Source organism: Streptomyces sp. NPDC048462 (genome assembly GCF_043200175.1).
Lineage (GTDB): Bacteria > Actinomycetota > Actinomycetes > Streptomycetales > Streptomycetaceae > Streptomyces.
This window is the reverse complement of the sequence record NZ_JBICXG010000001.1, coordinates 234,826-261,322: the sequence shown is the minus strand read 5'-3', so window position 1 is coordinate 261,322 and position 26,497 is coordinate 234,826. Positions and strand designations below refer to the sequence as shown.

Below are 26,497 nucleotides of genomic sequence, written 5' to 3'. Positions count from 1 at the left end.
GACCGTTCCCCCCCCGCACCGCTCCCCGCGCCACCCGGCGCGGGGAGTTTCCCCGTACCGGGGCAGCCCCCCCGGCGAAGGAGACGAACCGATGAGCCGCTTACGTGTTCCCGGCCGCACGCCCTGGTGGAGACGGACGATCGCCACCACCGGACTGCTGGCGCTGGTGTCCACCGCCCTGGTGGGGATCGGCACGGCCCCGGCCGGTGCCGCGTCCTGGACGCCCAAACCCTCCCCCATGACCACGCCGTGGACCGCCCAGGTCCCGGTGGACAAGCCGCTGCCCGAGTACCCGCGCCCGCAGCTCACCCGGCCCGACTGGGCCAACCTCAACGGCATCTGGGACTTCGCGGTGACCGGCCGCGACGCCGGGCAGCCGTCCTCGTTCACCGATCAGATCCGGGTCCCGTTCGTCGCGGAGTCCGCGCTCTCCGGCATCCAGCGGAAGATCACCGAGAACGACAAGCTCTGGTACAAGCGCACCTTCACCGTGCCCTCGAACTGGAACGGCCGCCGGGTCGAGCTCAACTTCGGCGCATCCGACTGGCAGACCACGGTCTGGGTCAACGGCACCCAGGCCGGCGCCCACAAGGGCGGCTACGACTCGTTCGCGTACGACATCACGCCGCAGCTCAACGGCGGTACGAACACGGTCGTGGTCTCCGTGTACGACCCGACGCAGACCGGCGGGCAGGCTGTCGGCAAGCAGCGCATCAACGACGTGCAGCCGCACAACGGCGGCGGGATCTTCTACACCGCGGCCTCCGGCATCTGGCAGACCGTCTGGCTGGAGCCGGTCGCTGCCGCCCACATCACCCGGCTGGACATGACACCGAACCTGGGCAGCAGCACCCTGCGGGTGAAGGTACAGGGCGCGTCCGCGTCCGGCCGCAGCGCCCGGGTCACCGTCTCCAGCGGCGGGAATGTGGTCGGCACGGCCACCGGGACCGTCGGCTCCGAGGTCTCCGTACCGGTGCCGAACGCGCACCTGTGGACCCCGGAGGACCCGTTCCTGTACGACGTGAAGGCGGAGCTGCTCGACGGCTCGGCGGTCACCGACGCGGTCGGCGGCTACACGGGCATGCGCTCCATCGCCGTCGCGAAGGTAGACGGCGTGCTGCGACCGGTCCTCAACGGGAAGTTCGTGTTCCAGACCGGCACCCTGGACCAGGGCTACTGGCCGGACGGCATCTACACCGCGCCGACGGACGCCGCACTGAAGTCGGACCTGCAGGCCCACAAGGACCTCGGGTTCAACATGGTCCGCAAGCACATCAAGGTCGAACCACAGCGCTGGTTCTACTGGGCGGACAAGCTGGGCCTGCTGGTCTGGCAGGACATGCCGGCCATGGACACCGGCAAGAGCCCCGACTCGGCGGCCCGCGCCCAGTGGGAGTCCGAGTTCCACGCGATCATCGACCAGCACCGCAGCTCACCCTCGCTCGTCATGTGGGTCGACCAGAACGAGGGCTGGGGCCAGTACGACCAGGCCAGGATCGCCAACGAGGTGAAGGCGTACGACCCGTCCCGGCTGGTGAACAACATGAGCGGGGTCAACTGCTGCGGCTCGGTCGACGGCGGCAACGGGGACGTGGTCGACAACCACATCTACGTCGGCCCCGGCAACACCGCGCCCACCGCGACCAGAGCCGCGGTCCTCGGCGAGTTCGGCGGACTCGGCTACAAGGTCCCCGGCCACGAGTGGTTCCCCGGCGGCGGCTTCAGCTATGAGGACCAGCCGAGCGTCGCCGCGCTCAACAACCGCTTCGTCGGGCTGCTCGACAGCATCCGGATCGGCCAGCTGCCCGCAGGCCTCTCCGCCTCGGTCTACACGGAGATCACCGATGTGGAGAACGAGGCGAACGGGCTGCTCACCTACGACCGCCAGGTCGTCAAGGTGGACACCGCCCGGGTGAAGGCCGCCAACCAGGCCCTGATCAACGCCTCACGGAACCCGGCCCCGCCGGTGACCCTGCCCACCGGGCAGTACAAGTCACTGCGGGTCACGACACCCGGGTACACAGACAAGTACCTGCGCCATCAGGACGCACTCGCCTTCACCGAGGTCGTCGACGGCGGGAGCAGCTCACTGCTGAAGAACGACGCCACCTGGAAGGTCGTCACCGGACTCGCCAACAGCAACTGCTACTCGCTGGAGTCCCGCAACTATCCCGGCGAGTACCTCCGGCACCGGGACTTCCGGGTCCGGCGGGACGCCAATGACGGCTCGGCGCTCTTCAAGGCCGACGCCACCTGGTGCGCGATCGCCGGCACCGGCGGCGTACGGCTGTCCAGCGCCAACCTGCCCGGCAGCTATCTGCGCCACATCGACTCGGAGGTGTGGCTGGCCGCGCCGGGCGGCGGGCACGCCTGGGACAACCCTGCCACGTTCACCGAGGACACCACCTGGGCGGTGGAGGCCCCCTGGGCTCCCTGACCGGCCCCCGCACCACGCACGCCGGCGGCCCGGACACGACGCGAACGCGTCGCGTCCGGGCCGCCGGTCCGTCACCGGCAGGTGTACTACCGCGCCGCAGCCGCCGGTGCGATGTACGTGTGCAGCAGCGCCGTCCGGCCGTCGGCCGTCGTCCAGTCGCCCACGCGGCTGGAGACGAGCCGCCATCCGGCGCGTCCGTAGAGCCGGACGGCCGCGCCGCCGCCGTCCTCCACCTCCAGGACCGGCCGCAGGCCGTCGGCCGCGGCGGCTGCCGACGCGGTCGAGAGCAGCGCGCTCGCCACTCCGCGCCGCCGGGCCGACGCCGTGGTGAACAGCCTGGACACCGAGGCCAGTTCGTCCGGCGCGAGCCCGGCCTCCGCCGCCATGGCCGGGCCGGTCCGGGTGAGTGCGACATGCCCCAGTACGTGCGTGCCGTCCCAGGCCGCCCAGGCGTCGACCAGCCCGCCGGGGGTCAGCCAGCCCGCCGGGTCGTCCGGCCACCGGGCCGGGTAGCGGTCCGCCTCGTACACCGTGGCCAGTGCCTCGACGCACGCCTTCAGGTCGTCGTCGTGGCGCCGGCGGATCTGCGGATCATCCATCCCATGATCCTGACACGACGCCGTGCCCGGCCCGGCTGCCGGGGCACGCCGCTGCCGGCCCCCGCACGGGTGCGGGGGCCGGCAGCGGGTCGCCGTGCCGGACGGCTACGGCTTCTCGGTGTCGTGCAGCGCGCTCACCTCGTCCGCGGTCAGGGCCTTGTCGTACACCCTGACCTGGTCGATGGAGCCGTTCCAGAAGTCGCCCTTCTCGCCCGCGTACTGCGCACGGCCGACCGAGAGCGGGCCGGTGCTGGCGTCGGCGGTACCGGCCGGGGCCGTGGCCGCGAGGCCGCCGTCGACGTACAGCTTCAGCTCGTCGCCCGCACGCACGCCCACCAGGTGGTACCACTTGCCGGTCTCGGGCGTCATCTCCGCCCGCGCGCGCTTGCCGCCCGGGGTGCTGAAGGCGAACGCGCCCTGCCCGTACTGGAGGTAGAACGGATTCTCCGTGCGGCGGCCGTCCTGGCTGACGATCGTCGCGTAGTTGCCGGGCAGCGCGTCGAGCTGGGCCCAGGCCGACACCGTGTAGTCCTCGGTGGTGTCGACCGCCGGGGCGGTGGTCTCGGCGTACTGGCCCTCACCGTTGAACTTCAGCGCCGAGCCCTGGACGCCGGGCGCCCAGGTGGTGCCGGAGGAGAGGGTGAGCGGCAGGCGGTTGGGGCCCTGGTCGGCCGCCTTGGTGCCCTTGCCCTCGTCGAGGTTCCAGGCGGCGCCGCCCTTCACCTCGTCGCGGTGGCCGGCGGCGGCGCCCGCCGCGATGACCTGCTCGTTGATCTTCCGGACCTTCTTGGGGTCGACCTTGATCTCGCGCCGGTCGTAGGTGTAGAGACCGTTGAGCTCGTTCTCCAGGTCGCTGACCTGCGTGTACACCGACCCCGACAGCTCGGCGCCGGCGGCCGCGAGGTAGTACGTACGCGTGTTGTCGACGTACTTGGCCGTCAGGGCGTCCTTGTCCGCGACCCCGCTGTAGATCGCCGCGGGGGCACCGGGCCACATGTGGCCGGCGGTACGGAGGGTGAAGCCGCCGTGCTCGCCGTCCATGGCCGCCCGGTTGTCCGGGAACGGGGCGTCGTTGTTGAGGTAGTCGTGGTGGTCGATGATGTCGCCCTTGCCCGAGTCACCCTTGGACGAGCAGCAGTTGACACCACTGTGCGCGTTGACGACGCGGGAGGGGTCGGCGGCCTTGACCGCCTCGGTGATCTTTCCGGTCTCGGTGCGGTCCCACTCGCCCCAGCCCTCGTTGAAGACGATCCAGCCGCCGATCGAGGGCGAGTTGTGCAGCTGCTCCATCATCTGCTTGCCCTGCGAGAGGAAGGCCTGCTGCCCCTTCTCACCGGTGATGTCGGAGGAGACGAAGTCCTGCCAGACCAGCAGTCCGAGCTGGTCCGCGTGGTAGTACCAGCGTGCCGACTCCACCTTGATGTGCTTGCGCACCGCGTTGAAGCCGAGTTCCTTCTGTGCCTTCAGGTCGAAGGTCAGCGCGGCGTCGCTCGGCTGGGTGTAGAGCCCGTCGGGCCAGAAGCCCTGGTCCAGCATGGCGAGCGAGTAGAACGGCTTCCCGTTGAGCACCAGCTTCTGGTATCCGCCGACCTTCTCGATGCCGAGGGAGCGCATTCCGAAGTAGCTGTCGACGGTGTCCTTGGAGCGGCCGTCAGTGAGGCTGACGTCGAGGTCGTACAGGTAGGGGTCGTCCGGGGTCCACAGGTGCTGCTTCTTCACGGGCAGGCTCAGTTCGCGGTTGGCCGGTCCGGAGACCGTGCCGACGACCTTGCCCTTCTTGTCACGCGCGACAGCCGTGATCCGCGCGCCGGCCGAGGCGCCGGCGGAGTTGACCTTGACGGCCAGGGCGCCCTTGTCGATGTCGGGCGTGGTCGTCAGGGAGTCCACCGAGGCGGGGGCCACCGGCTCCATCCAGACGGTCTGCCAGATACCGGAGGACGGCGTGTATACGATGCCGCCCGGGTTGCGGGACTGCTTGCCCTTGGGCTGGTCGTCACCGGTGGTGTCGGTGACCGCGACGACGATCTCCTGCGGTCCGCTGCCCTTGACCGCGTCGGTGATGTCGGCGGTGAATGAGGTGTAGCCGCCGGTGTGCTGGGCGACCTGCTTGCCGTTGACCCAGACAGTGGCCTGGTAGTCGACGGCACCGAAGTTGAGCTTCAGCCGGTTTCCGGCGCTGCCCTTGCCGCTCTTGTCCTTGCCGTTCTTCACGGACCAGTTCTTCGGCACCGTGACGAGCTTGCGGTAGAACATGTGGTCTTCGTGGCGCTCAAGGCCGGAGAGCTGCGACTCGACGGGGAACGGCACGGTGATGCGCTCACCGAGCTTCTTCCCGAACACGGGCTGCTCGCCCGCCTTGGCCCCGGCGAACTCCCAGGGCCCGTTGAGGTTCTTCCACTGGTCGCGGACCTGCTGCGGCCTGGGGTACTCGGGCAGCGGGTGCTCGCGGTCGAGCTTGTCGCCCCAGGTCGTGGTGAGGCGGTGCGCGGACAGGTTCTCGGCCGTGCGGCTGATCTCGGGGACCGTCTCGCCGCCGACCGTGAGGCCGGCCTTCCCGTCGTACGCGATGCGGACCTGCTGGCCCTTCTGCACGGGTGCGGCCAGGGTGACGGTGAGCGCCTTGGAGTTGCCGGACGTGCGGGCGACGGACTTCACCGGGATCGGCGAGGTGTCCGCCTCGATCTTGAGGTGGTCCTTCACCCGGGAGAAGCCGGCGACCTTGTCGTCGAACGTCGCCCGGAGCTTCTGCCCGTCGCTCGCGACGCTCAGCCCGACGGGATAGACCTCGAAGTCGGCCGGCGGGGTGAAGGCCGACTCGGGCACGACCTGCTTGGCGAGCTTCGCGCTGGACCAGCGCAGGAACATGTTGGCGCCGCCGGTGTCCTGGAACATCTCCAGCTTGAACTCGTGCGTCTCGCCGGCCTTCAGCGCGAGCGGCGCGCTGGTCTGCTCGTTGTCCCAGTCCGGCTCCCAGTGGTCGATGACCACCTTGCCGTCGATGTAGAGCCGGAAGCCGTTGTCGCCGCTCGCGGCGAAGGTGTAGTCACCGTCCTCGGGGGCCGTGATGCCGCCGGTCCAGCGGGCGGTGGTGTTCTCCGTCTGCCCGGTGGTCGACTCGAACGTGCCGGTGAGGCCGGGGAAGTTGATCTGCGGGTCGAGGGCGACTCCGCCGAGCTTGTCGAAGTCCCGCGCGCCGGGCGCGGACATGCTGAAGTACTCGCCCTTCAGCCCGTGGACCTCGGTGGCCGGATTCCCGGCCTTGAACGTGGTCGCGGAGGCGGCGCCGGCGGCTGCGGCGGGGGTGGCTGCGGCAGCCGGGACCAGGGTGGCCCCGACGGGGATCAGCAGCGCGGCGGCGCAGACCGCCGTCCTGAACAGAGCACGGGGGCGGGGCATTTGTCGTCTCAAGGCGTCGTCCTGTCGAGAGAGCTGAAGTGCCTCGAACCTGTGAGGCACAGCACACAATCAAACATTCAGCCACATCATCAAACGTAAAACAACAGTCATGCACGGGGAATTTTCAACGATAGAAAGACCGGTCGGCGCACCCCGTACCGGATCACCCCGCACGGGGCGCGGCGATCCGGACCGGCGTCGTCGCACTTCTAGCGCGGCAGCCCCGAAGCGGCTGCAGCCCAGGTGGTGTTGGGCTCGCCGGAGAGGCTGAAGGCCAGCTTGCCGCCCCGGGTGAGCAGGCTCGGGTCCGTCCAGGACCGGTCGTGGTCGCGTCCGTCGACCGTCACCGCGTCGATGTACGGATGCCCGGCGTCGGCCGCCGGGGCGGTGATGGTGATGTCCCTGCCGTGCGGCCGGTCGATCACCGCCTTCGGGAACAGCGGGGCGCCCAGCAGCATCGCGGCGCCGCCCGGGGACTGCGGGTACAGCCCCAGCGCGGAGAAGACGTACCAGGCGGACATGGTCCCCAGGTCGTCATTGCCGGGCAGACCGCGCGGGCCCGTCCCGTAGACCGTGTTCAGGATCTCGCGGACGGTCGCCTGGGTCTTCCACGGCCGGCCGAGCGCGTTGTAGAGCCAAGGGGCGTGAATGCCGGGCTCGTTGGTCGGGTCGTAGCGCACGGAGTCGCCGCCCTTCACCGACCAGGAGCCGTCCGCCTTGTGGAAGAAGCCGTCGAGGCGCTCCGCCGCGACGTCCCGGCCACCCATGGCCTCCGCCAGCCCCTGGACGTCCTGCGGCACCATCCAGGTGTACGTGGCACTGGTGCCCTGTGCGAAGCCCAGGTCGCTTCCCGGACCGAACGGGGTGACCCAGGAGCCGTCGAGGTTGCGGGCCTGGATGTATCCGCTGGTGCCGGCTCCGTCGGTGGCCCCCGCGTTGAACACGTTGCGCCACCAGCCGCCGCGCTCCTTGAACGACTTGGCCTCCGCGTCCCGGCCGAGCAGCGCGGCCCAGCGGCCGAGCGCGTCGTCGGCGACCGCGTCCTCCAGGGTCTCGGCGGCTCCGCCCCAGCAGTGGCAGACGTCCTGCGGCGCGTAGTGGGACTGAAGGTACTGGGCCAGGTTGGGCCGCTGGCCGGTGCACTGGCCGGGACAGCCGGCGTCCGAGAGACCGTCCTGGACGGGGACGGTCGCCTGACGGGCAAGCGACTCGTAGGCACCCTCGTAGTCGAAGTTCCGCACCCCCATGGCGTAGAACGTGGCGAGCGTGGCCGCGGTGGGGTCACCGGTCATGACGTGGGTGGCACCGTTGATGTGCACCCAGCGGTCCCACACGCCGCCGTTCTGCCGGGCGAAGTTGTAGAGGGACTGGGCGAAGTCCCCGGCCACCTCCGGTTTCAGCAGGGCGAGCAGTTGTATCTGGGCGCGGTACTGGTCCCAGCCGGAGAAATTGCTGTACTGCGCCCCCTGTCCGCGCCCGATCCGGTGGGGCTCGCCGTCCATGCCGGGGTAGCGGCCGTCGGTGTCGCTGACGATGTTGGGCTGCATCAGGGAGTGGTACAGCGCGGTGTAGAAGGTGGTGCGCTGGGCCTCGGTGCCGCCGCCCGTGCGGACGGACTCCAGCTCCCGGTCCCAGGTCCGGCTCGCGGCGGCCGCCACGTCGTCCACCCCGGCGTGCGGGGCGATCTCGGTGCGCAGGTTGGCCTCGGCGCCGGCCTGGCTGACGTAGGAGATGCCGATGCGCATGTGGACATCGTTGTCGGAGGCGGTGTCGAAGCCGACCCAGCCACCCGACCCGCGCCCGGCCCGGTCCGCTCCGGTGGCGTAGCCCTCGCCCCCGCCGCCGGTGGTCGAGCCGGGGGCGAGCGTGCCGTCCTTCCAGGTGCCGGTGGTGGAGAAGGCGCGGTCGAAGGAGGCGCTGAAGTAGAGCCGGTAGTAGCTCTTGCGGTTGTTGGTGCCGCCGTTGGCACGCCGCCCGCAGAACGCACCGGTGAGCACCGAGCCGGTGACCTTGCGGTGCGCGGTGTCGATCTTCACCTGGGCGTCCTCGCTGCCGTTGAGCGAGTTCGAGACGCGGAAGAGCAGATTGGCGGGTTTCCCGGCGGGGAAGCCGAAGTCGGCAACGCCCGCGCGTCGGCTGACCGCGAGGTCGGCGGTCGCTCCGGAGCCGAGGCCGACGGTGTAGCGGCCGGGGACGGCACGCTCGTCGTCGTGCGAGAAGTCCGCGGCGTAGACGGCGTCCTTGGTGTCGGCCGAGGGCGACGAGGTGACGTCGCCGACGAACGGCATGATCGGGATGTCACCTGCCGCGCCGGGGTCGCACCCGGCGCCGTTGACGTGGGTGAGGCTCAGCCCGCGCAGCCGGGTGGTGTCGTACTGGTACCCGTTCGCGGCGCCGGTGCCCGTCTGGTCGCCCTTGGTGCTCGTGGGCGACCAGGCGATCATGCCGTACGGGAGGGTGGCGCCGGGAAAGGTGTTGCCGCCGTTGGCGCTGCCGATCAGTGGGTCCACGTAGGCGGTGGGGCGGACAGCCGGGGTCGCGGCCCCGGCGGCGGGGGGCAGGACTGCGGCGGCCAGTGCGCCGGTGACGAGCACGGCGGCTGTTCGCGCGGCGAGGCGCCGGGCCGCGGGCAACGGTCTGGTGGGCATGTCGCGGTACCTTCCGAGGAGTTCGGACAACGTTGTCTTCGTCCGGGGTCCGGCCGGGGACAACGGTGATCGATTCGCGGCCGAGCGTAGATCCCTGGGGCGCGGGAGGGAATGCCCCGGTCGTCATACCCGGTGAACGCGTGGTGAAAGGTTGCCGCGCGGCGGTACGCGCGTCCGCCCTCCGCGCACGTCCCGGGCGGGCCGGGACGGAGTGTGCGCGGAGGGCGGACGGGTGGTGGCGGGCGGCCGGTCAGATCGCGTATTCGTACTGCTCGGGAACGCTTACCGTGCCGGACAGTTCGCGTGCCGCGTGCTGCGCCCAGGACGGGTTGCGCAGCAGTTCGCGGCCGAGGAGGACGGCGTCCGCGCGCTCCTCGGTGATGATCTTCTCTGCCTGCTGCGGCTCGGTGATCAGGCCCACGGCCGCGACGGGCAGGCCGGTCTCGCGCTTCACGCGCTCGGCGAACGGGACCTGGTAGCCGGGCTCGGCCGTGATACTGGCGCGCGGAGCGTTCCCGCCGGTGGAGACGTCCAGCAGGTCGACCCCGTGGGCCCGCAGTTCGGCGGCCAGCCGCACGGTCTCGTCGGCGGTCCAGCCCTCGCGCTCGTCCTCGGCGTTCTCGGTGAGCCAGTCCGTAGCGGAAATGCGGAAGAGGACGGGCAGGTCCTCGGGCCACACCTCGCGCACGGCGTCGACGACCTGGAGGGCGAACCGGACGCGGTTCTCGTAGCTGCCGCCGTACTCGTCGGTGCGCCTGTTGCTGTGCGGGGAGAGGAACTGGCCGATGAGGTAGCCGTGCGCGCCGTGCACCTCGACGACCTGGAACCCCGCTTCGAGCGAGCGGCGCGCGCCCTCGCGGAAGTCCGCGACGACGCCCTGGATCTCGTCGGTGGTCAGCTCGTGGGGCACGGGGTGGCCGGTGTCGAACGGCAGCGGGCTGGGCGCGACGGGCGTCCAGCCGTGCGCGTCGGGCCCGACGGGTCCGCCGCCGGTCCAGGGCGCGGCGGTCGACGCCTTGCGCCCGGCATGGGCCAGCTGGATGCCGACCGCCGAGCCCTGCGACTTGACGAAGTCGGTGATCCGGCGGAACGCGGCGACCTGGGTGTCGTTCCAGATGCCGAGGTCGGCCGGGCTGATCCGCCCCTCGGGGCTGACGGCCGTCGCCTCGGTGAGGATGAGCCCGGTGCCGCCGGTGGCGCGCGCCGCGAGATGGGCGAAGTGCCAGTCGGTGGGCACTCCCGCCCCGGGTCCGACCGGTTCGGCGCAGTACTGGCACATGGGTGCCATCCACACGCGGTTCGGTACGACAAGCGACCTCAGGGTGAAGGGCTCGAAAAGGGCACTCACGACGGACTCCGTTTCGCCGGGTACGGAAGGATCGCTAGTACGATACATCCCGTACTACGACGTCCGTCAAATTACGACGCCTCTCGTACAAGCGGTACGGCTCCGCCCCGCCGGCCACGCGTAGCACGCCCGGGGCTCCTCAGGTCAGCGGATAGGACGTACGGCCGGACTCCTCGTCTATCTCGTCGTGGGCCTTGGTCAGCAGCTTCATCGCCAGCTCGTTGAGCGCACGCGCACCCGCGATCTCCTCGCCCACCCTGGGCTGCCCGGAATCCGAGGGGTGCCTGCTGGCATAGCCGTGGGCACGTACCTCGCTCCCGTCGGAGAGCCGCAGCAGAGCGGCGGCGCGGGTGCGATGGGTGTCCTCCTCGAATTCCAGCTCGACGTGCCATCCGACAGCGGTCTGAGTCATGGTGCTCACCTCCGGGGCCTCCTCCAGGGTGCGCCCCTTCCGCCGGCGATGCGCGACGGGTCAGCGGGGCGGATCAGCGCGGCGGCGCAGCGTAATGCGTGCGTCCGCGTCGTACAGCTGGTTCCAGCTGCGGCCGGCGCCCGACTTCCAGGTGACATGGACGGTTGCCCCGTCCGTCCTGACCCCGTCCACCGTCATCGCCCGGTCGCCGTCCCGCACGTCGCCGCGGCGCAGCTCGTCCGCCCTGACGGTGACGGGGTCCGCCGAGCGCACGCTGTCGGCCTCGTCCGCCGCGAGGCCGAGGGCGGCGGCCAGCTCGCGGGCCCGCTCCGGGGTGCAGATCAGCGAGTGCTCTCCCGACGGTGTGCCGAGCCTGAGCTCGACCCCCGCGCCGACGGGGGTCACCTCAAGGTGTCCGGCCGGCACACCGCTGTCCTGGTTCACGCTCTTCATCCGCTCTGCCGCTTTCTGCTCACCGTCGTCCCGGACCTGCCGGGTCACCGCTCCAGTCGGAGGCTCTCCGGCGGGCCCAGATAGCTGGGCCTGAGGCCGCCGGTGTCGATCACCAGGTTCTGGAGCACCACCGTCGGGTCGACCATCCAGAATTTGAGCACATGTACACCGGCCGCGGCGATGTGGTGCACGGTAGCGGTGATGTTGACGTTGTCGGAGGTGTGACGGGCCCACTGCGCGTTCATGGTCCCGTCGTCGGCCCCCGTGACCCGGGTGACGTTCACCGACTGCGGTGCGGCGTCGTCGAAGGAGACGGCGTAGGTCAGTCCGTCGGTCGGCAGCGGGTTGTTGCGGGGCGACAGGTACGCGTGCACGGTGACCGGTCCGGTGGTGAAGAGGGTCACCCGGTACTCCAGCCGCGGGCCGTCGCCGCCAGGTGTACGGCGGGCCGCGGTGACCGGGAAGGGTTCCATTCCGGCGCCCGTCCGGCCGATGTCCGGGATGCGCAGCCAGCTGATGCCGCCGCTCTCCACGGCCCTGCTGAAGTGGTCGGCCTCGATGGAGACGTAACCGTTGGCCTCGACGAATCCGGCCGGCCGCGAGCGGGAGAGCGTGGGCCGGTCGACGACCGCGCGGACGGCGACCTCCAGGCCGCCCGGCCCGGTGACGGTCACCGGCACCTCGGTGATCCCCTTCGGGGCCCTGGCCCAGTCCACGCGCAGGGTGACCCGGTCCTGCGTGTCGACCCTGCCCCGCGTCCGGTCCGCGGTCAGCCACGGGACACCGGTGCGCACCCGGTAGTCGAACGGGGCCCGGCCCCGGTTGAACACCTCGATGTACTGCGCGGGCCCGCTCCGGTACGGGCTGAAGACCGGCAGCACCGCCGGGGCGCCCGCCCCCGGCCACCAGTCGGCGGAGCCTTCGACGGCCACCCCCATCTCCGCGCCCGCGGGCAGGTCGATGCGCCTGACCGCCGGGAAGAGCACGTCCCTGAGCGCGACGTTGTCGAGTTCGGGCTGCTGCCAGGGGGCGTTGGGCCCGTAGCGCTCCACATCGCCGTAGTCGATGTGCGGCTGGGTCTGGAAGCCCCGCCACTTCCCGTCGGCCACCTGGGTGTTGAAGCGATCGGCCAACGCCAGGTCGTCGGCGAGCCGGGCCTCGGCGGTGTCCGCCAGCTCGTTGGTGAGGGCCCTCCCCTGCTCCGCGTAGTGCAGGTTGAGGAACCCCGCCTCGCGCAGCGCGTAGAGGTTGGCGGTGGCCAGCACCTCGTACCCGACGAGTTCGTACCAGGCGTCCTGGGCGGAGCGTGGCAGTTCGCGCCCGATCCGCTCGGCCTCGGCGGCGAGCTCCCGCCATTCGCCGGTGACCCGTTCCTGTTCGCGGTGGTCGACGATGCTGAAGGGGGTCGCCCGGTCGTCGTAGACGATCGCCGACTCGTCCGTGGCGGGGTCCCTGTCCGGATCGACGGTGATCCTCCGGTTGAGGAGTTCGGGCTTGCGCCGCGACTGGAGCCGGCCGTAGGTGCGCAGCACGGAGGCGATCTCGGCGGCCCGCTTCTCCCCGAAGTTCTGCCCGGCGTACCGCTCCTCCCACTCCGGCAGCCGGTCCAGGCTCCAGCGCCCGGGGTCCCAGGCGTACTCCAGGAAGAACTGGGTGGGCAGCTCGTTGCCCTTGAGGTCGCCCACGTTGGTGACCCACAGTCCGTGGTTCCCGTACGCGACGCACTGGTTGAGCTGGTCCCACATGTTCGGCAGGGAGGCGGTGTCCACCCACTTGTAGTTGCGGCCGACCCCGACGTAGTCGAAGTGGTAGTAGAGGCCGTAGCCACCCTCGCGGGCGTCGTTCGCCAGGTCGGGCAGCTTGCGGATGTTGGCCCAGTTGTCGTCGGTGAGGACCACCGTGACGTCGTCGGGCACCCGCAGGCCCCGGTCCCAGTAGTGCTGGACCTCCTTGTAGAGCGTCCAGACCTGCGCGATGGTGGTGACGTCCCGGCCGGTGACCTCGGCCAGGATCTGGCGCTGGGTGGCGATGATCTCGGTCATCAGCTCCATGCCGTCGCCGTCGGGGAGGCTGACGTCGCCGTTGCCACGCATGCCGAGGGTCACGACGCCCTCGAAGTCCTCGTCCTGCATCCGGCGGATGCCGTCGGCCCAGTAGGCCTTGAGCGCCTCGGCGTTGCGGCGGAACGACCATTCGCCGGTGCCGCCGTAGAGGTCGTGGCCGGGGGTGGTGATGTTGCCCTCGCTGTGGCGCACCGCCGCGACCGCGTGCCGGTTCCACTCCTCGATGCCGCGCATCATGGGTGCCTCGTGCGAGGTGCCCATGACGACGCCGTACGCCTTGGCGGTGGCGTGGTTGAGCGGGTCGTCCTCGGCGAAGGCGCGGCCCCAGACCGCCGGCCACAGGTAGTTGGCCTTGAGCCGGAGCATCACCTCGAAGATCCTGGCGTAGAAAGCGGCGTTGAAGCCGCCCTCGAAGCCGGGGGCCTTGCCGGGGCCGAAGAAGGCCGGTGCCCAGGTGCCGAGGGCCGGGTTCTCGTCGTTGACGAAGAAGCCCCGGTACTTCACGGCCGGGGTCCCCTGGGTGTGGCGGCCGGGCAGCACATGGATCTCGTCCCGGTGCACGGGGACGACGTCGTCCCACCAGTACCAGGGCGATACACCGATCCCCCGCGAGACGTCGTACGTGCCGAATACCGTGCCCCGCTGGTCGCTGCCCGCAATCACGAAGGCCCGGTCGACGCCGGGCAGCGGACGTTCCACCACCGTCTGGAGGCTGGTCTCCCACTTGCCCCGGATCGTGGAGACGTCGAGCTTGCCCCGGGCCACCAGTCCGTCGATCAGAGGGCTGCGCCCCACGGTGCCGATGATCGTGATCTCGCGCCCCCGGGGCACCGTGCCGTGCGAGAGGGCGGGGCGGATCCCGGTGACGCGCTCGATGTCGTCCCGCAGATCGCCCGCCACCCGGACGACGCCCGCCCAGTCGCGGTCGCTCACCACGAGGGGTGTGGCGCGGCCGTCGCGGACCAGCGGAAAGCTGCCGGAGCGGGACGTGAACGAGATGTACGCCCCGGGTCGGTCGGCCGCACACCGGAGCCGTGTCCGGTGGCCGCCGCCTCGGCGGAGAGCCCGAGGAGGGAGCCGAGAGGTGTCGCGGTGAGGGCGGTGAGACCGAGGCCGAGCCCCAGGACAGATCTGCGGCCGACGGGTCGCGGGAAGTGCTTGCTCATGCTGCTCTCCCATTATTTGTTCGCGCTCACGGCCGATTGGGCTGATCCGCACCAGGGGCTTCGAAAGTTTCGGGAGCCTCTCCGCACCTCGGCGGAGAGGCTTCCGGACGGTGCCGGTGTCAGTGCGCGGCCGGCTCCGCCACGGGCTCGACCGAGGTCCCGCAGACGAGCCGTCGCCGGTGGTCGACGGTCCGCTCGGGCCCGGTCAGCCGCAGCCGCACCGTCCGGCGGACGGCGGTGGCGGCACTGGAGGCGGCGAGCCGCAGTTCGAGCTCACCGGGTTCCACGACCCGCCGGCCGTTGATGCCGGTGAAGGACACCAGGTCCGCGTGGAAGCGGAACCGGACCCTGGCCGCCGCACCGGCGGCGAGCTCCACCCGTGCGTAGCCGATCAGCCGCGCCTGCGGGCGGGTCGTCTGGGCGACCGGGTCGTGGACGTACAGCTGCACCACCTCGGCGCCCTCGCGGTCACCGGTGTTGCGGACCGTGAGTTCGATGTCGGCCGAGCCGTCGGTGGGGATCTCGGCCGGGACCGGACCGGGCCGCTCCCAGTCGAAGGAGGTGTACGAGATGCCGTGTCCGAAGGGGTAGAGCGGTGTCGGGTCCAGATTGCTGACCCCGCTCGCCAGCCCCAGCGGCGGCTGCAGATACGTCCACGGCTGGCCGCCCGGCCCCTTCGGTACGCCCACCGGCAGCCGGCCGGAGGGGTTGACCCGCCCGGAGAGCACCCCGGCCAGCGCCGGGCCGCCCTCCTCGCCGGGGAAGAAGGTCTGCACGACGGCGGCCGCCCGGTCCGCCCAGCGCCCCAGCGCGTACGGGCGGCCGGTCAGCAGCACCAGGACCACCGGGGTGCCGGTGGCCAGCAGGGCGTCCAGCAGCTCGCCCTGGACGCCGGGCAGCGAGAGGTCGGCCGCGTCGCAGCCCTCGCCCGAGGTGCCCCGGCCGAAGAGGCCTGCCCGGTCACCGACCGCGGCGACGCAGACGTCGGCGTCCCCGGCCAGCCGGACGGCGTCCGCGATCGCGGACGTGTCGCTGCCGTCGACCTCGCAGCCGGCCGCGAAGCCGACCTCCGTGCCCGGGAGTTCGCCGCGCAGCGCCTCCAGCACGGTCGGCACGTCGATCCCCATCGCGGTCCCGGGGTGCGAGACCCCGACGTGGCTGGGGAAGGAGTAGCAGCCGAGCATGGCCAGCGGGTCGTTCGCGCGCGGTCCGACGACCGCGATCCGGCCGGTGCCCGGCAGCGGGAGTACGCCGTCGGGGTTGGCGAGCAGCACACAGGCCTGCTCGGCAAGGTCGCGGGCCAGCGCCCGGTTCTCCGGCGGGTCGAGGTCGACCGTGTGCCGGGCCCGCTCGGGGTCCGTGTCCCGCAGGGCGGCGGGCAGCGGTGACCAGTCGGGGTCGAGCAGGCCGAGTTCGCACTTCTGCAGCAGTACGCGGTACAGGGCCCGGTCGACCAGCTCCTCGGCCACGCTCCCCTCGCGAACGGCGGCCACGAGGGCGTCGCCGTAACTGCGGACGGTGGGCAGTTCCACGTCGACGCCGGCACCCAGGGCGAGCCGGGCGGCGTCCGCGCGGTCGGCGGCGACCTTGTGCAGGGTCTCCAGGAAGCCGATGCCGAAGTAGTCCGCGACGACGGTCCCGGTGAACCCCCAGGTGTCCCGGAGCAGTTGGGTGAGCAGGCCCGGGTCGGCCGCCGACGGCACGCCGTCGATCTCGGCGTAGGAGGACATCACCGAGCGTGCCCCGCCCTCGCGCAGCGCCATCTCGAAGGGCGGCAGGGTCACATCGGCCATCTCGCGCGCCCCGGCCCTGACGGGTGCGAGGTTGCGGGCGCCCGCCGATGCCGCGTACCCGGCGAAGTGCTTGAGGGTGGCGACGATCCCGGCGGACTCCAGGCCTCGTACGTACGCCGTGCCGATGGTCCCGACGAGGTAGGGGTCCTCGCCGATGGTCTCCTCGACGCGGCCCCAGCGCAGGTCGCGTGCCACGTCCAGGACGGGGGCCAGGCCCTGGTGGACGCCGACCGAGCGCATGTCCCGGCCGATCCGGTGGGCCATCTCGGTGACCAGCTCCGGGTTCCAGGCCGCGCCCCAGGACAGCGGTACGGGGTAGGCGGTGGCGCCCCAGGCGGTGAAGCCGGCCAGGCACTCCTCGTGGGCGAGCGCCGGGATGGAGAACCGTCCGGCTCCGGCGATCCGGCGTTGGGCGCGGGCCAGGGCGAGCGCGCCGAGACCGGGGTCGACGGGGGCGGTGCCGAAGGGCCGGGTGAGCTGGCCCAGGCCCCGGGTGGTGAGCTCGTCCCAGTCGACCGGGTCGACCATGTCGTTCTGGTGCGGCGCGACCCCGTCGCCGTCGGCGTCGGCGCCCACCCAGACTCCGTACAGCTGGGCGGCCTTCTCCTCCAGGGTCATCCGGGGGACCAGGTCGGCCACCCTTTCCCCCGGGGTGAGCGAGGGGTCGCGCCAGGGGCCTTCGGCGGCGGGCGCCGTCGCGGTGCGGCGGGCGTGCGGGACAGCGGGGATTGCCATGGGGGCAGGGGTTCCTCTCATGAGTGCGGTGGTGCGGGGCGGCGTGGGTGCGTTATTTGCCGCCCACCCCCATCAGTCCGTTGACCAGCGCCCTGCGCGCCACGAGGTACACGGCGAAGATCGGCACAACGGAGAGCACGATCGCGGCCAAGACGGCTGGAATGTTCATCCCGAACTGAGACATGAAGTTGAAGAGACCCAGGGTCAGCACACGTTTTTCCTCCGACTGGGTAAAGATCAGCGGGAAGAGGAAACCGTTCCACGCCTGCAGCGCCGTGTAGATCGCCACCGTGCTGATGCCGCCCTTGGACATCGGGATCGCCAGCTGCCACAGCATCCGCAGGGGTGTTGCGCCATCGAGGGACATCGCCTCGTACATCTCCTCGGAGACGTCACGCATGGTGCCGCTGAGGATCAGTACCGCCACCGGCATGGCGAACGCCGCGGTCGGCAGGACGATCGCCGGCAGGGTGTCGTACAGATTCATCTTGCTGATGAGCAGGTACAGCGGCACGATCACCGCCTGCGCGGGGATCGCCACCCCGAGCAGAAAGGTCCGGAAGGCCAGCGAGGAGAGCCGGCTGCGGGCACGCACCGCGACATAGGCGACGGGCACCGAGAGCGCCAGCACGATGACCACGGTGACCACGGCGACGATGGCCGTGTTGGTGAGCATCGTGGAGAAGCCGCTGTCCAGCACGGTGCTGTAGTTGTCGAGTGTCGGGTTGGCCGGGAAGGCGAGCGGATCACCGTTGAGCGCCTCGTCCTGGTGCATGAGCGACGAGGAAATCAGCGTGTAGAGCGGGACGATCACGATCAGGAGCCAGACCAGCGAGCCCAGACCGGCCAGTGGGTTGCCCCACTTCCCGCGGCGCGGGGCAGCGGCCGTCCGGCGCCGGGTCACCGGCGATGCAGGGGGCGCCGCGGGGCGGGTGTCGATTGACATCGCGTCACATACCTTCCCGGGTGGACCGCATGTTCCCGAAGCCGCTGAAACGGACCAGGATCAGCGACAGGGCGGTGGCCACCACGACCAGGGCCGTTGCGATCGCCGCGGCATAGCCGAGGTCGTAGGTCTGGAAACCGGTCCGGTACATCAGGTACGGCAGCACGGTGGTGTCCGTGCCGGGTCCTCCCCTGGTCATGATCAGTACGGTGTCGAAGTAGGTCAGCGAGCCGACGATCATCAGGACCGAGGAGGTCGTGATGGTGTGGCGCAGCTGCGGCAGGGTGATGTGGAAGAACTGCCGGAACATACCGGCGCCGTCGATCTCCGCCGCCTGGTACAGGACCTTCGGGACCTGCCGGGCGCCGCCTTGGTAGATCAGGGTGTGGAAGGGCATGAACTGCCAGCCGCCGACGAACACCACGGTCAGCAGGGCCCCGGTCGACGAGCCCATGATGTTCGGATCGATGCCGAACCACGGCCCGATCTTCTTGATCAAGCCGAAGTTGGGGTCGAGCAGCGCGTGGAAGAGCATCGCGATGGCCGTGGTGGAGAGCAGCAGCGGAATGAAGAACACCGCCGAGAGCACGGCCCGGCTGCGCTGCTTGCCCGCCGCCCAGACGCCGAGCAGCAGGGCCACGGGGGTCTGGAACGCCCAGCTGATCGAGGTGAGCAGCATGCTGAGCCAGGCGGCCTGGCGGAACTCCGGGTCCTTGAACAGCCGGGTCCAGTTGTCCATGCCGATGACCGTCGGGGAGTTCAGCCCGTCCCAGTGGCAGAAGGAGAGATAGACGGCGATCACCAGCGGGACGATGGCGAAGAGGGCGAAGAAGACGATGCCGGGCAGAGCCCAGGCGACCGAGGGGCGGCCGACGTTGCCGACGGCCGCTTCCCTTCCTCCGCGCAGCTTTTTGTACGAAGAGAGGTGGGACATCGTTACTTGACGGCCTTCATCGCTTCGACGAACTGCTCGGGCGTGGACTTGCCGGCGAACAGCTTGCTGATCTCGGTGAGCAGTGGGGTGGCGATCCCGGTCTCCAGCGCCTGGTCCCACGAGAGGGCGAAGCTCGGAGCCTTCTGGACCATGTTGTACTGATCGCTCGCGTACTTCGGGTTGGGCGATCCGGGCAGCATGGAGGCGGCGTTCGACGTGGTCGGAACGTCACCGTTGTCGACCAGGGCCTGGGCGTAGGACTTGGAGGCCATCTCCTTCAAGAAGGCTATGGCCGCGTCCTTGTGCTTGGTCCGGGAGTTGACCGACCAGTAGTTGGTGGGGTTGCCCACTACGTCTGCCGGGTCACCGACGCCACCGGCCACGGTCGGGAAGTTGGCCCAGCCGAGGTCCTCCTTGGCGAACTTCGGTGCCTTGCCGAGCTGGGTCGAGTACTCCCACGACCCCATCAGATGCATGGCCGCCTTGCCCTTGCTGAGCAGGGCGGGGGCACCGCCGCTGGCGTAGTCGACGGAGTTGAAGTTCTTGCCGAAGGCTCCCCCGTCCACCAGTTCCTTGATGGTCCGGGCGGACTTGAGGACCGCGGGGTCGCCCCAGCCGGAGGAGTCCCCGTTCTCGATCTTCTTGAAGACCTCGGGGCCGCCGATCCGGTCGAGCAGGTACTCCATCCACATCAGCTCGGGCCACTTCTCCTGGCCGCCGAGCGCGAAGGGGATGACGCCCTTCGCCTTGAGGGTGGTGATGACGTGCTGCAGGTCCTCCCAGGTCTTGGGGGCCTCCAGTTTGTTCTCGGCGAACAGCTTCTTGTTGTAGAAGAGCATCACGGGCTGCATGCCGCGCATCGGCACCCCGTAGATCTTTCCGTCGAGGCTGCCCGCCTTGACGATGGACGGGATGAAGCTGTCCTTGAGGGTGTCGTCGTTCTTGACGGTCGAGGTCAGATCGACCACCTGGCCGGCGTCCACGTACGACTTGATGGAGCCGCCGCCCCAGTTGTAGAAGATGTCCGGGGCGCTGGGCGAGCCCATGGCGCTGTGCAGCTTGTTGACGTAGTCCGTGCCAGGTACGGGGATCAGCTTGACCTTGACCTTCGAGGTCTTGTTGAACTCCTTGACCGCAGCCTCCTGGATCTTGACCGCGTCGTCGCCATAGACATACGCCGTGATGGTGCCGCCGCCACCGTCGCTGTCCGATCCGCAGCCGGTCAGCACGCCTGCCATGACCATGGCAGCGCCCATCGCGGTCCATCTGGCCACACGCGTCTTCTGAGTGAAAATTCCCGACCCCATGACCGCACCTCTGTCGAATGTTTCGGTGTCACTTCCGAATGTTGCCGGAACGGTACGGTCGGGTTTCGAGTGCGTCAAGGGGTCGGGGAACGGTATTTACTCGCGCCTGACCCAGGCGCCGTACGGCGCCGGGGGAAGCTACGATCCCCTTATGAGCCCCGCAAACGTCCAGTCACATCAGGAGAACGCGCCGGCCGGCGAACCGTCGGAAGGCAGCGCCACGCTGGCGGAAATCGCCCGAGCGGCCGGAGTCTCGGCTCCGACAGTTTCGAAGGTGCTGAACGGGCGCGCCGATGTCGCCCCGGGTACCCGCACCAAGGTGGAGGAGCTGCTGCTGGTGCACGGCTACCGCCGCAGACGCGGCTCCACGACCCAGTCCCAGCTGATCGACCTGGTCTTCCACGAGCTGGACAGCGCCTGGGCCATGGAGGTCGTGCGCGGGGTGGAGAACGTCGCCAGGGAGGAGGGGCTGAGCCTGGTCCTCTCGGAGAGCGCGGGCCGGCTCACCCCGGGGCAGACCTGGGTGGACGGGGTGCTGGCCAGGCGGCCGGTCGGGGTGATCCTGGTGCTCTCGGACCTCACCGCGGCCCAGCGCGCCCAGCTGACCAGCCGCAGCATCCCGTACGCGGTCGTCGACCCGGCGGGCGATCCCGGCGACGACGTCCCCTCGGTCGGGACGACCAACTGGCAGGGCGGGCTGGCCGCCACCCGGCATCTCACCGCGCTCGGGCACCGGCGGATCGGGGTCATCAGCGGCCCGTCCCGGATGATGTGCAGCCGGGCCCGGGTGGACGGCTACCGCGCCGCCCTGGAGACCGCGGGCCTGCCGATCGATCCCAGCCTGGTCCGCGAGGGCGAGTTCCAGCACGAGGCGGGCTACACCGCGGGCCTGGAGCTGCTGCGCCGCACCGACCGGCCGACCGCGGTCTTCGCCGGCAACGACCTCCAGGCACTCGGCGTGTACGAGGCGGCGCGGGAGCTGGGCCTGCGCATCCCCGAGGACCTCAGCGTCGTGGGCTTCGACGACCTGCCGCTCACCCGGTGGATCGGCCCGCCGCTCACCACCGTGCGCCAGCCGCTCATAGAGATGGCCGAGACAGCCGCCCGCCTGGTCCTCGACCTGGGCCGGGGCCGGCAGCCGGCGACGACCCGGGTCGACCTGGCCACCAACCTGGTGGTGCGCAGCAGCACGGCGGCGCCCTGCCGCTGACCCGGAGCCGTCACGGGTCCGGCCGGTCACCCGCCCGCCCCCGGGCAGCGGGCACGACCGCGGAAGAGGCGGTGTCACGCGCCGTCCTGCGCGCCGCTGTCAGTGGCCGGGTGCAGACTGGCCCGTATCCGGCACAACGGCGTTTCGGGAGGTTCGGGTCATGACCGATGTTCTGCTCACCGTGGGTACCCGCAAAGGACTCTTCATCGGCCGCAGACACGATGGCGCGTGGAAGTTCGACGGTCCGCATTTCAATGCCCAGGCGATCTACTCGGTGGCCATCGACACCCGCCGGAAGATCCCCCGCCTGCTGGTCGGCGGCGACAGCGCGCACTGGGGCCCGTCCGTCTTCCACTCCGACGACCTGGGCGCCAGCTGGGTCGAGCCGAAGCGCCCGGCGGTGAAGTTCCCGGAGTTCACCGGGACGTCCCTGGAGCGGGTCTGGCAGCTGCAGCCCGCAGGCCCCGAGGCTCCCGACGTCGTGTACGCGGGCACCGAGCCGGCCGCGCTGTTCCGGTCGCGGGACAGCGGCGAGTCGTTCGAGCTGATCCGCCCGCTCTGGGAGCACCCGACGCGTTCGAAATGGGTGCCGGGCGGGGGCGGCGAGGGGCTGCACACCGTCCTGACCGACGAGCGGGACGCACAGGCGGTGACGGTCGCGGTCTCCACCGCCGGGGTGTTCAGGACCGCCGACGGCGGCGAGAGCTGGACCCCGGCCAACAGGGGGGTGTCGGCCGTCTTCCTGCCCGACCCGAACCCGGAGTTCGGCCAGTGCGTGCACAAGGTCAGCCGGGACGCGGTCGACCCCGACCGGCTCTACCTCCAGAACCACTGGGGCGTGTTCCGCAGCGACGACGCCGGGAGCAACTGGACGGACATCGGCGAGGGGCTGCCCTCCGACTTCGGCTTCGCCGTGGCCGCGCACCCGCACCGGGCGGACACCGCGTACGTCTTCCCGATCAACGCCGACGCCGACCGGGTACCGGCCGAGCACCGCTGCCGGGTCTTCCGGACCCGGGACGCGGGAGACAGCTGGGAGCCCCTGTCCGCGGGCCTCCCGGAGGGGGCTCACTACGGCACGGTGCTGCGTGACGCGCTCTGTACCGACGACGCCGATCCGGCGGGGGTCTACTTCGGCAACCGCAACGGCGAGGTCTACGCGAGCGCGGACGACGGGGACAGCTGGCAGCAGCTCATCTCGCACCTGCCGGATGTCCTGTGCGTCCGGGCGGCGGCCACCGGGGGCTGATCCGTGCCGCCGTACCAGCGGCGGAGGGCCGCCCCCGTGACAGCACGACCTCTGCACGGAGTCATCGTGTCCGGCCTGGCACGGGCCCTTGAGCCCGTGGCCGAACGCGTCGCTGCGACGGGCGGGCAGGGTCGGGAACCGGGAGGCGGGGTGCCGGTGCTCAGGGTGCCGGGTCCGGTTTGGTGGCGCGGCTCAGCGCGCGGGCGCACCACCTGATGATCGCGGCGTTGGCCAGTGCGCCGAGGGCGACGGCAAGGACGAGCATCGCGGTACCTCCCGGCAGCACCAGCGCTACGAGGCTGACGGGAGCCGTTGCGAGCAGTGGGATGACTGCTGCCATGGACTCGCCGGAGCCGTCACCGACGGTAGCCACGAATGCCCATATGAGCAGGGCGGCGCAGACCACGAGGTAGACCAGGGCGATGACCTCGCCGGCAGACAGACGTCGACCGCGGTCAGGGAATCGGTCCGGATCGGTCATGGTGGTGGTCCCCTCGGACATGTGGTGTGGGAACGATCGGAGGCTGCTACAGGTGAGTGCCGGGCGGGTTCGGGTGGGCGAGGCCGAGGTCGTAGGCGAGGATCGTCGCCTGTACCCGATCGCGCAGTCCGAGCTTGCGCAGCAGCGCGTTCACATGGGATTTCACGGTGCCGACGGTGATGCCGAGCTGCTCGGCGATCTCCGCGTTGGTGAGTCCGGACGCGACCAGGGCCAAGACGTCCCGCTCGCGGCCGGTCAGGCTGTCCAGCTCGCGGACGCCGCTTTCGGCTCCGGTGAATGCCGCGGAGGCGTAGTGACCGATGAGTCTGCGGGTCGCGGATGGCGAGAGCACGCTTTCGCCCGCGGCCACGACCCGGATGCCTTGCAGCAGTTCTGCGGCGTGCGCGTCCTTGAGCAGGAACCCGGAGGCACCGGAGCGTAGTGCGTCGAAGACGTAGGCGTCGAGATCGAAGGTCGTCAGCACCAGGACCCGAGGCGCGTGCCGACGGCCGGTGATGATCCGGGTGGCGGCGATGCCGTCCAGTTCGGGCATGCGGACGTCCATGACGACCACGTCGGGCTCCAGCTCTTCGTCGAGCTGGACCGCTGTGACTCCGTCGGCGGCTTGGCCGACGACCGTCATGTCCTCCTCGGCGTCGATCACGGCGACGAACCCCGCCCGTACGATGCCCTGGTCGTCGGCGACCAGCACTCTGATGCTCATGGTTTCCTCTGCTCCTCGTCGTCGCACTCGGCGACCGCCGGCGGTGCGTCCGCGGCGGCTCCTCCCGTTGTGCCCGGAGCGAAGGGAAGCCGGAGGCTGAACGTGCCCGCCGGCTGCGTGGTGATCGTGCCGTCGAGCGCCGCGATCCGTACCGCCAGCCGTGCCTGTACGGCGGGGTGGACGGCATGCGTCACCCCTGTGGCCGTGAGCGTCAATGTACCGTCGAAGGCATCGAGTTCGATCACTGCCGGTTCCGTCCCGCCTGCGGTCAGCACCGTCTCGGCGACGTGGTAAGCAGCCAGGTCCACAGCGGTGGGCAGGCATTCCGGCACCCGGTCGGCCAGCCGTATCTCCACCTCGCGGCCGGTGGCCCGGCACTGGCGGGCGAGCAGGTCCAGTGCCTGGAGCGTGGGCTGCGGCCGCAGCCCCTGCCCAGTCTCGTCGTGCCGGACGGTATCGAGCAGGGCACGCATCCCTGCGAGGGACTCGCGGGCGCGCTCTGCGGTCTCTTCGAGCCGGCCTGCCTGTGCCTCCCTCACCATGTCGGCGGTGCGCGCCAGCACGGTGCCCTCCAGTCCGGAGGCGATGCGGCGGCGCTCGCGCCACGCGTCCCTGACCGCCTCCACGGTCCAGTCGGCGACGCGGCCCTCCCGCGCGCGGCGGGCGGCCTGCCCCTGCCGCCCGCGCAGAGTCCCCGCCCACCAGGCCGCTCCGACGGCCGCCGCCGCACCGCCCGTCGACAGGGCGGCGACCTCCCAGAGCGGAAGGGCCGTTCCCCGTTCCATCACCGCGCCGGTCGCGGCCACCGCATGCACCGCCGCGACCGCAGCCGGCAGGAACCGGTGCGGGCGGTCTCCGGCGGGTCGATGGCCGGCCGCACCGGCTGCCTGCGCGGCGAGCGCCGCGCAGGTGGCGAGCAGGCTCAACGCCGGTGGGAGGAGGACCTCGCCGGTGTAGTCACCCGTGAGCATCGCCACCGGCCAGAGCAGGGCCAGGGCGCACAGTGCGCCCTGCACGGCGCGCGGCGCCCGGCGCAGCCACAGGAGCGTGACCGCCTGTGCCGCGGCCAGCAGGGCGAAGAAAGCCCCCGCGGACACCTGCCCGCCGCCTGATACGGTCTCGGCCCGGATGACCAGAGTCGGCAGCAACGGCTGCACGACAAGACCGATGGCGGCCGTCACCTGCGCCACGCGGTAGCTTCGCGGAACCAGCCGCTCGACAGCGGCAGCACTCCGGCCGGGGAGGACCGCACGCACCTCCCAGCCCCCCATCGCGGTCGGGCCGGTGGTCAGGGTGCCGCCCGCCTCCCGGGCCCGGGACCGCAGGAAGTTCTGGCCGCGCCTCCCGCCGAGGCCCGCCCCGTGTGCCACCGTGCCGGCGAGGGGCGCCCCGCTCGTGACCACAACATCGGTACGGGCGTCGCCGTACCGGCACAGCACCCTTGTCCGTGCACCGGGGGCGTACCGTACGACGTTGGTCAGCGCCTCGCGCACGATACCGAAGGCCGCGTCCCCGACGGTGCCGTCGGGCAGGGCGTCGATCTCGCAGTCCGCCTGCTGTCCCAGCCGGCGAAACCCCGCGACCAGATCCAGCAACCGTTGCTGCGGTGATGGCTGTTCGGCGCGTGAGGGAGCAGGTGCCCGTACGGCGCCGAGTGCCCGGGTGACCTCGTGCCCGGTCTCGATCGCGAACCGGGCGGCGTCTTCGGCCAGTTCGGGACGGCGGTCGCGCAACCCCAGGGCCGCGCCGACCGTGACCACCACGGCCGTCAGGTGATGGGCACTGACATCATGCAACTCCCTTTCCATACGCCGCCGTTCTGCTGCGGGAAGCCGGTGCCGCTCGGACTCGGCCCGCCGCAGCCGCTGCTCGGTCGCCCGCAGCGCATGTCGCTCACGCCGTACCAGCAGGCCGCTGCCGCAGGCCGCGGGGTACATCAGGGCGGTGAGGGCTAGGTCGAGTCCGTTGCCGTTGTGCAGCCCGTGCAGACTCAGCCCGTACAGGAACTGCCAGCCGGCGAGCGCCACCACGCACAACACGGCAGTGAAGGTGTCGCGTTCGGTGGCTACGGTGAAAAGGGCCAGCGCGACGCCAGCGGTCCCGAGTACCGCCGTCGCCCCGGCGGGCAGCGGTCCGGCGCCCAGAGCAAGGGTTGCTGCGGTGAAGACGAGGGCGGTCACCGGCCGGGTGCGGCGCAGGGCGAGCGCGGCCGCCACCGGCCCGTTGACCAGGGCCGCCACGAGGAGGGCGGACGCGGACGGAAGGTCCCCGCGCAGCAGAGCGGCCCCCGGCCACACCACGGCCTGGACGCAGATCAACAGGACCGGGATCAGCCGGTCGTCGTTTCGGTTCATGACACGCCAAGGCTAGGACCCCATCCCGCTGGTCCGGCTCCGGCTGAAGGTGGATTCCGGTCTCTTACCTGAGGTGCAGACGCGGGCGCAGAACGACAACGGGGCCGGCTCTCCATCCCTGGTTAGACGTGGCAGTCATCCCGGCGCCCGAGGCCCCCACCGTGCTCCCGGCCATAGCCTCGATCACATCGAGAAGGCGCCCGACCGGCGGTTCCGCTACACGTTCGGACGCGTCAGTTTCC

General features: G+C 70.9%; 16 protein-coding genes and 1 pseudogene. 3 read left to right on the top strand and 14 right to left on the bottom strand.

Annotation, left to right across the window (positions count from 1 at the left end; translation table 11 throughout):
* Positions 1-91: 91 nt before the first annotated feature.
* Positions 92-2,437 carry an AbfB domain-containing protein gene (locus ACGFU6_RS00960; protein ID WP_393607335.1) on the top strand — a complete coding sequence of 782 codons (2,346 nt, stop codon included), beginning with the start codon at positions 92-94 and terminating at the stop codon, positions 2,435-2,437.
* Positions 2,438-2,523: 86 nt separating this feature from the next.
* Here the strand turns inward: ACGFU6_RS00960 and ACGFU6_RS00955 are convergent, their stop codons facing one another.
* The 11 genes and pseudogenes from ACGFU6_RS00955 to ACGFU6_RS00905 form a co-directional block, all read right to left on the bottom strand.
* A complete protein-coding gene (locus tag ACGFU6_RS00955) occupies positions 2,524-3,036 on the bottom strand; it encodes a GNAT family N-acetyltransferase (RefSeq protein ID WP_393607333.1) in 513 nt (170 codons plus the stop codon).
* A 105-nt stretch (positions 3,037-3,141) separates the two neighbouring features.
* Complete coding sequence (locus ACGFU6_RS00950) at positions 3,142-6,432, bottom strand: LamG-like jellyroll fold domain-containing protein (protein WP_393607331.1); 3,291 nt, start codon at positions 6,430-6,432, stop codon at positions 3,142-3,144.
* Positions 6,433-6,641: 209 nt separating this feature from the next.
* Complete coding sequence (locus ACGFU6_RS00945; protein ID WP_393607329.1) at positions 6,642-9,080, bottom strand: GH92 family glycosyl hydrolase; 2,439 nt, start codon at positions 9,078-9,080, stop codon at positions 6,642-6,644.
* Positions 9,081-9,330: 250 nt separating this feature from the next.
* A complete protein-coding gene (locus ACGFU6_RS00940; RefSeq protein ID WP_393607327.1) occupies positions 9,331-10,428 on the bottom strand; it encodes an NADH:flavin oxidoreductase/NADH oxidase in 1,098 nt (365 codons plus the stop codon).
* Positions 10,429-10,567: 139 nt separating this feature from the next.
* Positions 10,568-10,840 (bottom strand): DUF1876 domain-containing protein, encoded by a 273-nt coding sequence (locus tag ACGFU6_RS00935; protein WP_393607326.1) that lies wholly within the window; start codon positions 10,838-10,840, stop codon positions 10,568-10,570.
* Between the two features lie 60 nt (positions 10,841-10,900).
* A complete protein-coding gene (locus ACGFU6_RS00930; RefSeq protein ID WP_393607792.1) occupies positions 10,901-11,293 on the bottom strand; it encodes a hypothetical protein in 393 nt (130 codons plus the stop codon).
* Between the two features lie 44 nt (positions 11,294-11,337).
* Positions 11,338-14,522, bottom strand: a pseudogene (locus tag ACGFU6_RS00925) (glycosyl hydrolase 115 family protein).
* A gap of 119 nt (positions 14,523-14,641) precedes the next feature.
* Complete coding sequence (locus ACGFU6_RS00920) at positions 14,642-17,050, bottom strand: glycoside hydrolase family 3 N-terminal domain-containing protein (RefSeq protein ID WP_393607324.1); 2,409 nt, start codon at positions 17,048-17,050, stop codon at positions 14,642-14,644.
* 52 nt (positions 17,051-17,102) lie between these two features.
* Entirely contained in the window at positions 17,103-17,996 is an 894-nt protein-coding gene (locus tag ACGFU6_RS00915) for a carbohydrate ABC transporter permease (RefSeq protein ID WP_393607322.1), read from the bottom strand.
* A gap of 4 nt (positions 17,997-18,000) precedes the next feature.
* Positions 18,001-18,930 (bottom strand): carbohydrate ABC transporter permease, encoded by a 930-nt coding sequence (locus ACGFU6_RS00910; protein WP_393607320.1) that lies wholly within the window; start codon positions 18,928-18,930, stop codon positions 18,001-18,003.
* A gap of 2 nt (positions 18,931-18,932) precedes the next feature.
* Entirely contained in the window at positions 18,933-20,174 is a 1,242-nt protein-coding gene (locus ACGFU6_RS00905; RefSeq protein WP_393607791.1) for an extracellular solute-binding protein, read from the bottom strand.
* A 214-nt stretch (positions 20,175-20,388) separates the two neighbouring features.
* Here ACGFU6_RS00905 and ACGFU6_RS00900 point away from each other — a divergent pair, with 214 nt between their 5' ends.
* Positions 20,389-21,447, top strand: a complete 1,059-nt coding sequence (locus ACGFU6_RS00900; RefSeq protein WP_393607318.1) for a LacI family DNA-binding transcriptional regulator — start codon at positions 20,389-20,391, stop codon at positions 21,445-21,447.
* Positions 21,448-21,607: 160 nt separating this feature from the next.
* Positions 21,608-22,696: a WD40/YVTN/BNR-like repeat-containing protein gene (locus ACGFU6_RS00895; protein ID WP_393607316.1), complete on the top strand. Its 1,089-nt coding sequence runs from the start codon at positions 21,608-21,610 to the stop codon at positions 22,694-22,696.
* A 160-nt stretch (positions 22,697-22,856) separates the two neighbouring features.
* Here ACGFU6_RS00895 and ACGFU6_RS00890 read toward each other — a convergent pair whose 3' ends face one another.
* The 3 genes from ACGFU6_RS00890 to ACGFU6_RS00880 are packed head-to-tail and all read right to left on the bottom strand — an operon-like array spanning position 22,857 to position 26,255.
* Positions 22,857-23,198, bottom strand: a complete 342-nt coding sequence (locus tag ACGFU6_RS00890; RefSeq protein WP_393607314.1) for an SCO4225 family membrane protein — start codon at positions 23,196-23,198, stop codon at positions 22,857-22,859.
* Positions 23,199-23,223: 25 nt separating this feature from the next.
* Positions 23,224-23,901: a response regulator gene (locus tag ACGFU6_RS00885; RefSeq protein WP_393607312.1), complete on the bottom strand. Its 678-nt coding sequence runs from the start codon at positions 23,899-23,901 to the stop codon at positions 23,224-23,226.
* Positions 23,898-26,255 carry a histidine kinase gene (locus tag ACGFU6_RS00880; protein ID WP_393607310.1) on the bottom strand — a complete coding sequence of 786 codons (2,358 nt, stop codon included), beginning with the start codon at positions 26,253-26,255 and terminating at the stop codon, positions 23,898-23,900. Before ACGFU6_RS00880 ends, ACGFU6_RS00885 begins: the two co-directional genes overlap by 4 nt.
* Between the last annotated feature and the right edge of the window lie 242 nt (positions 26,256-26,497).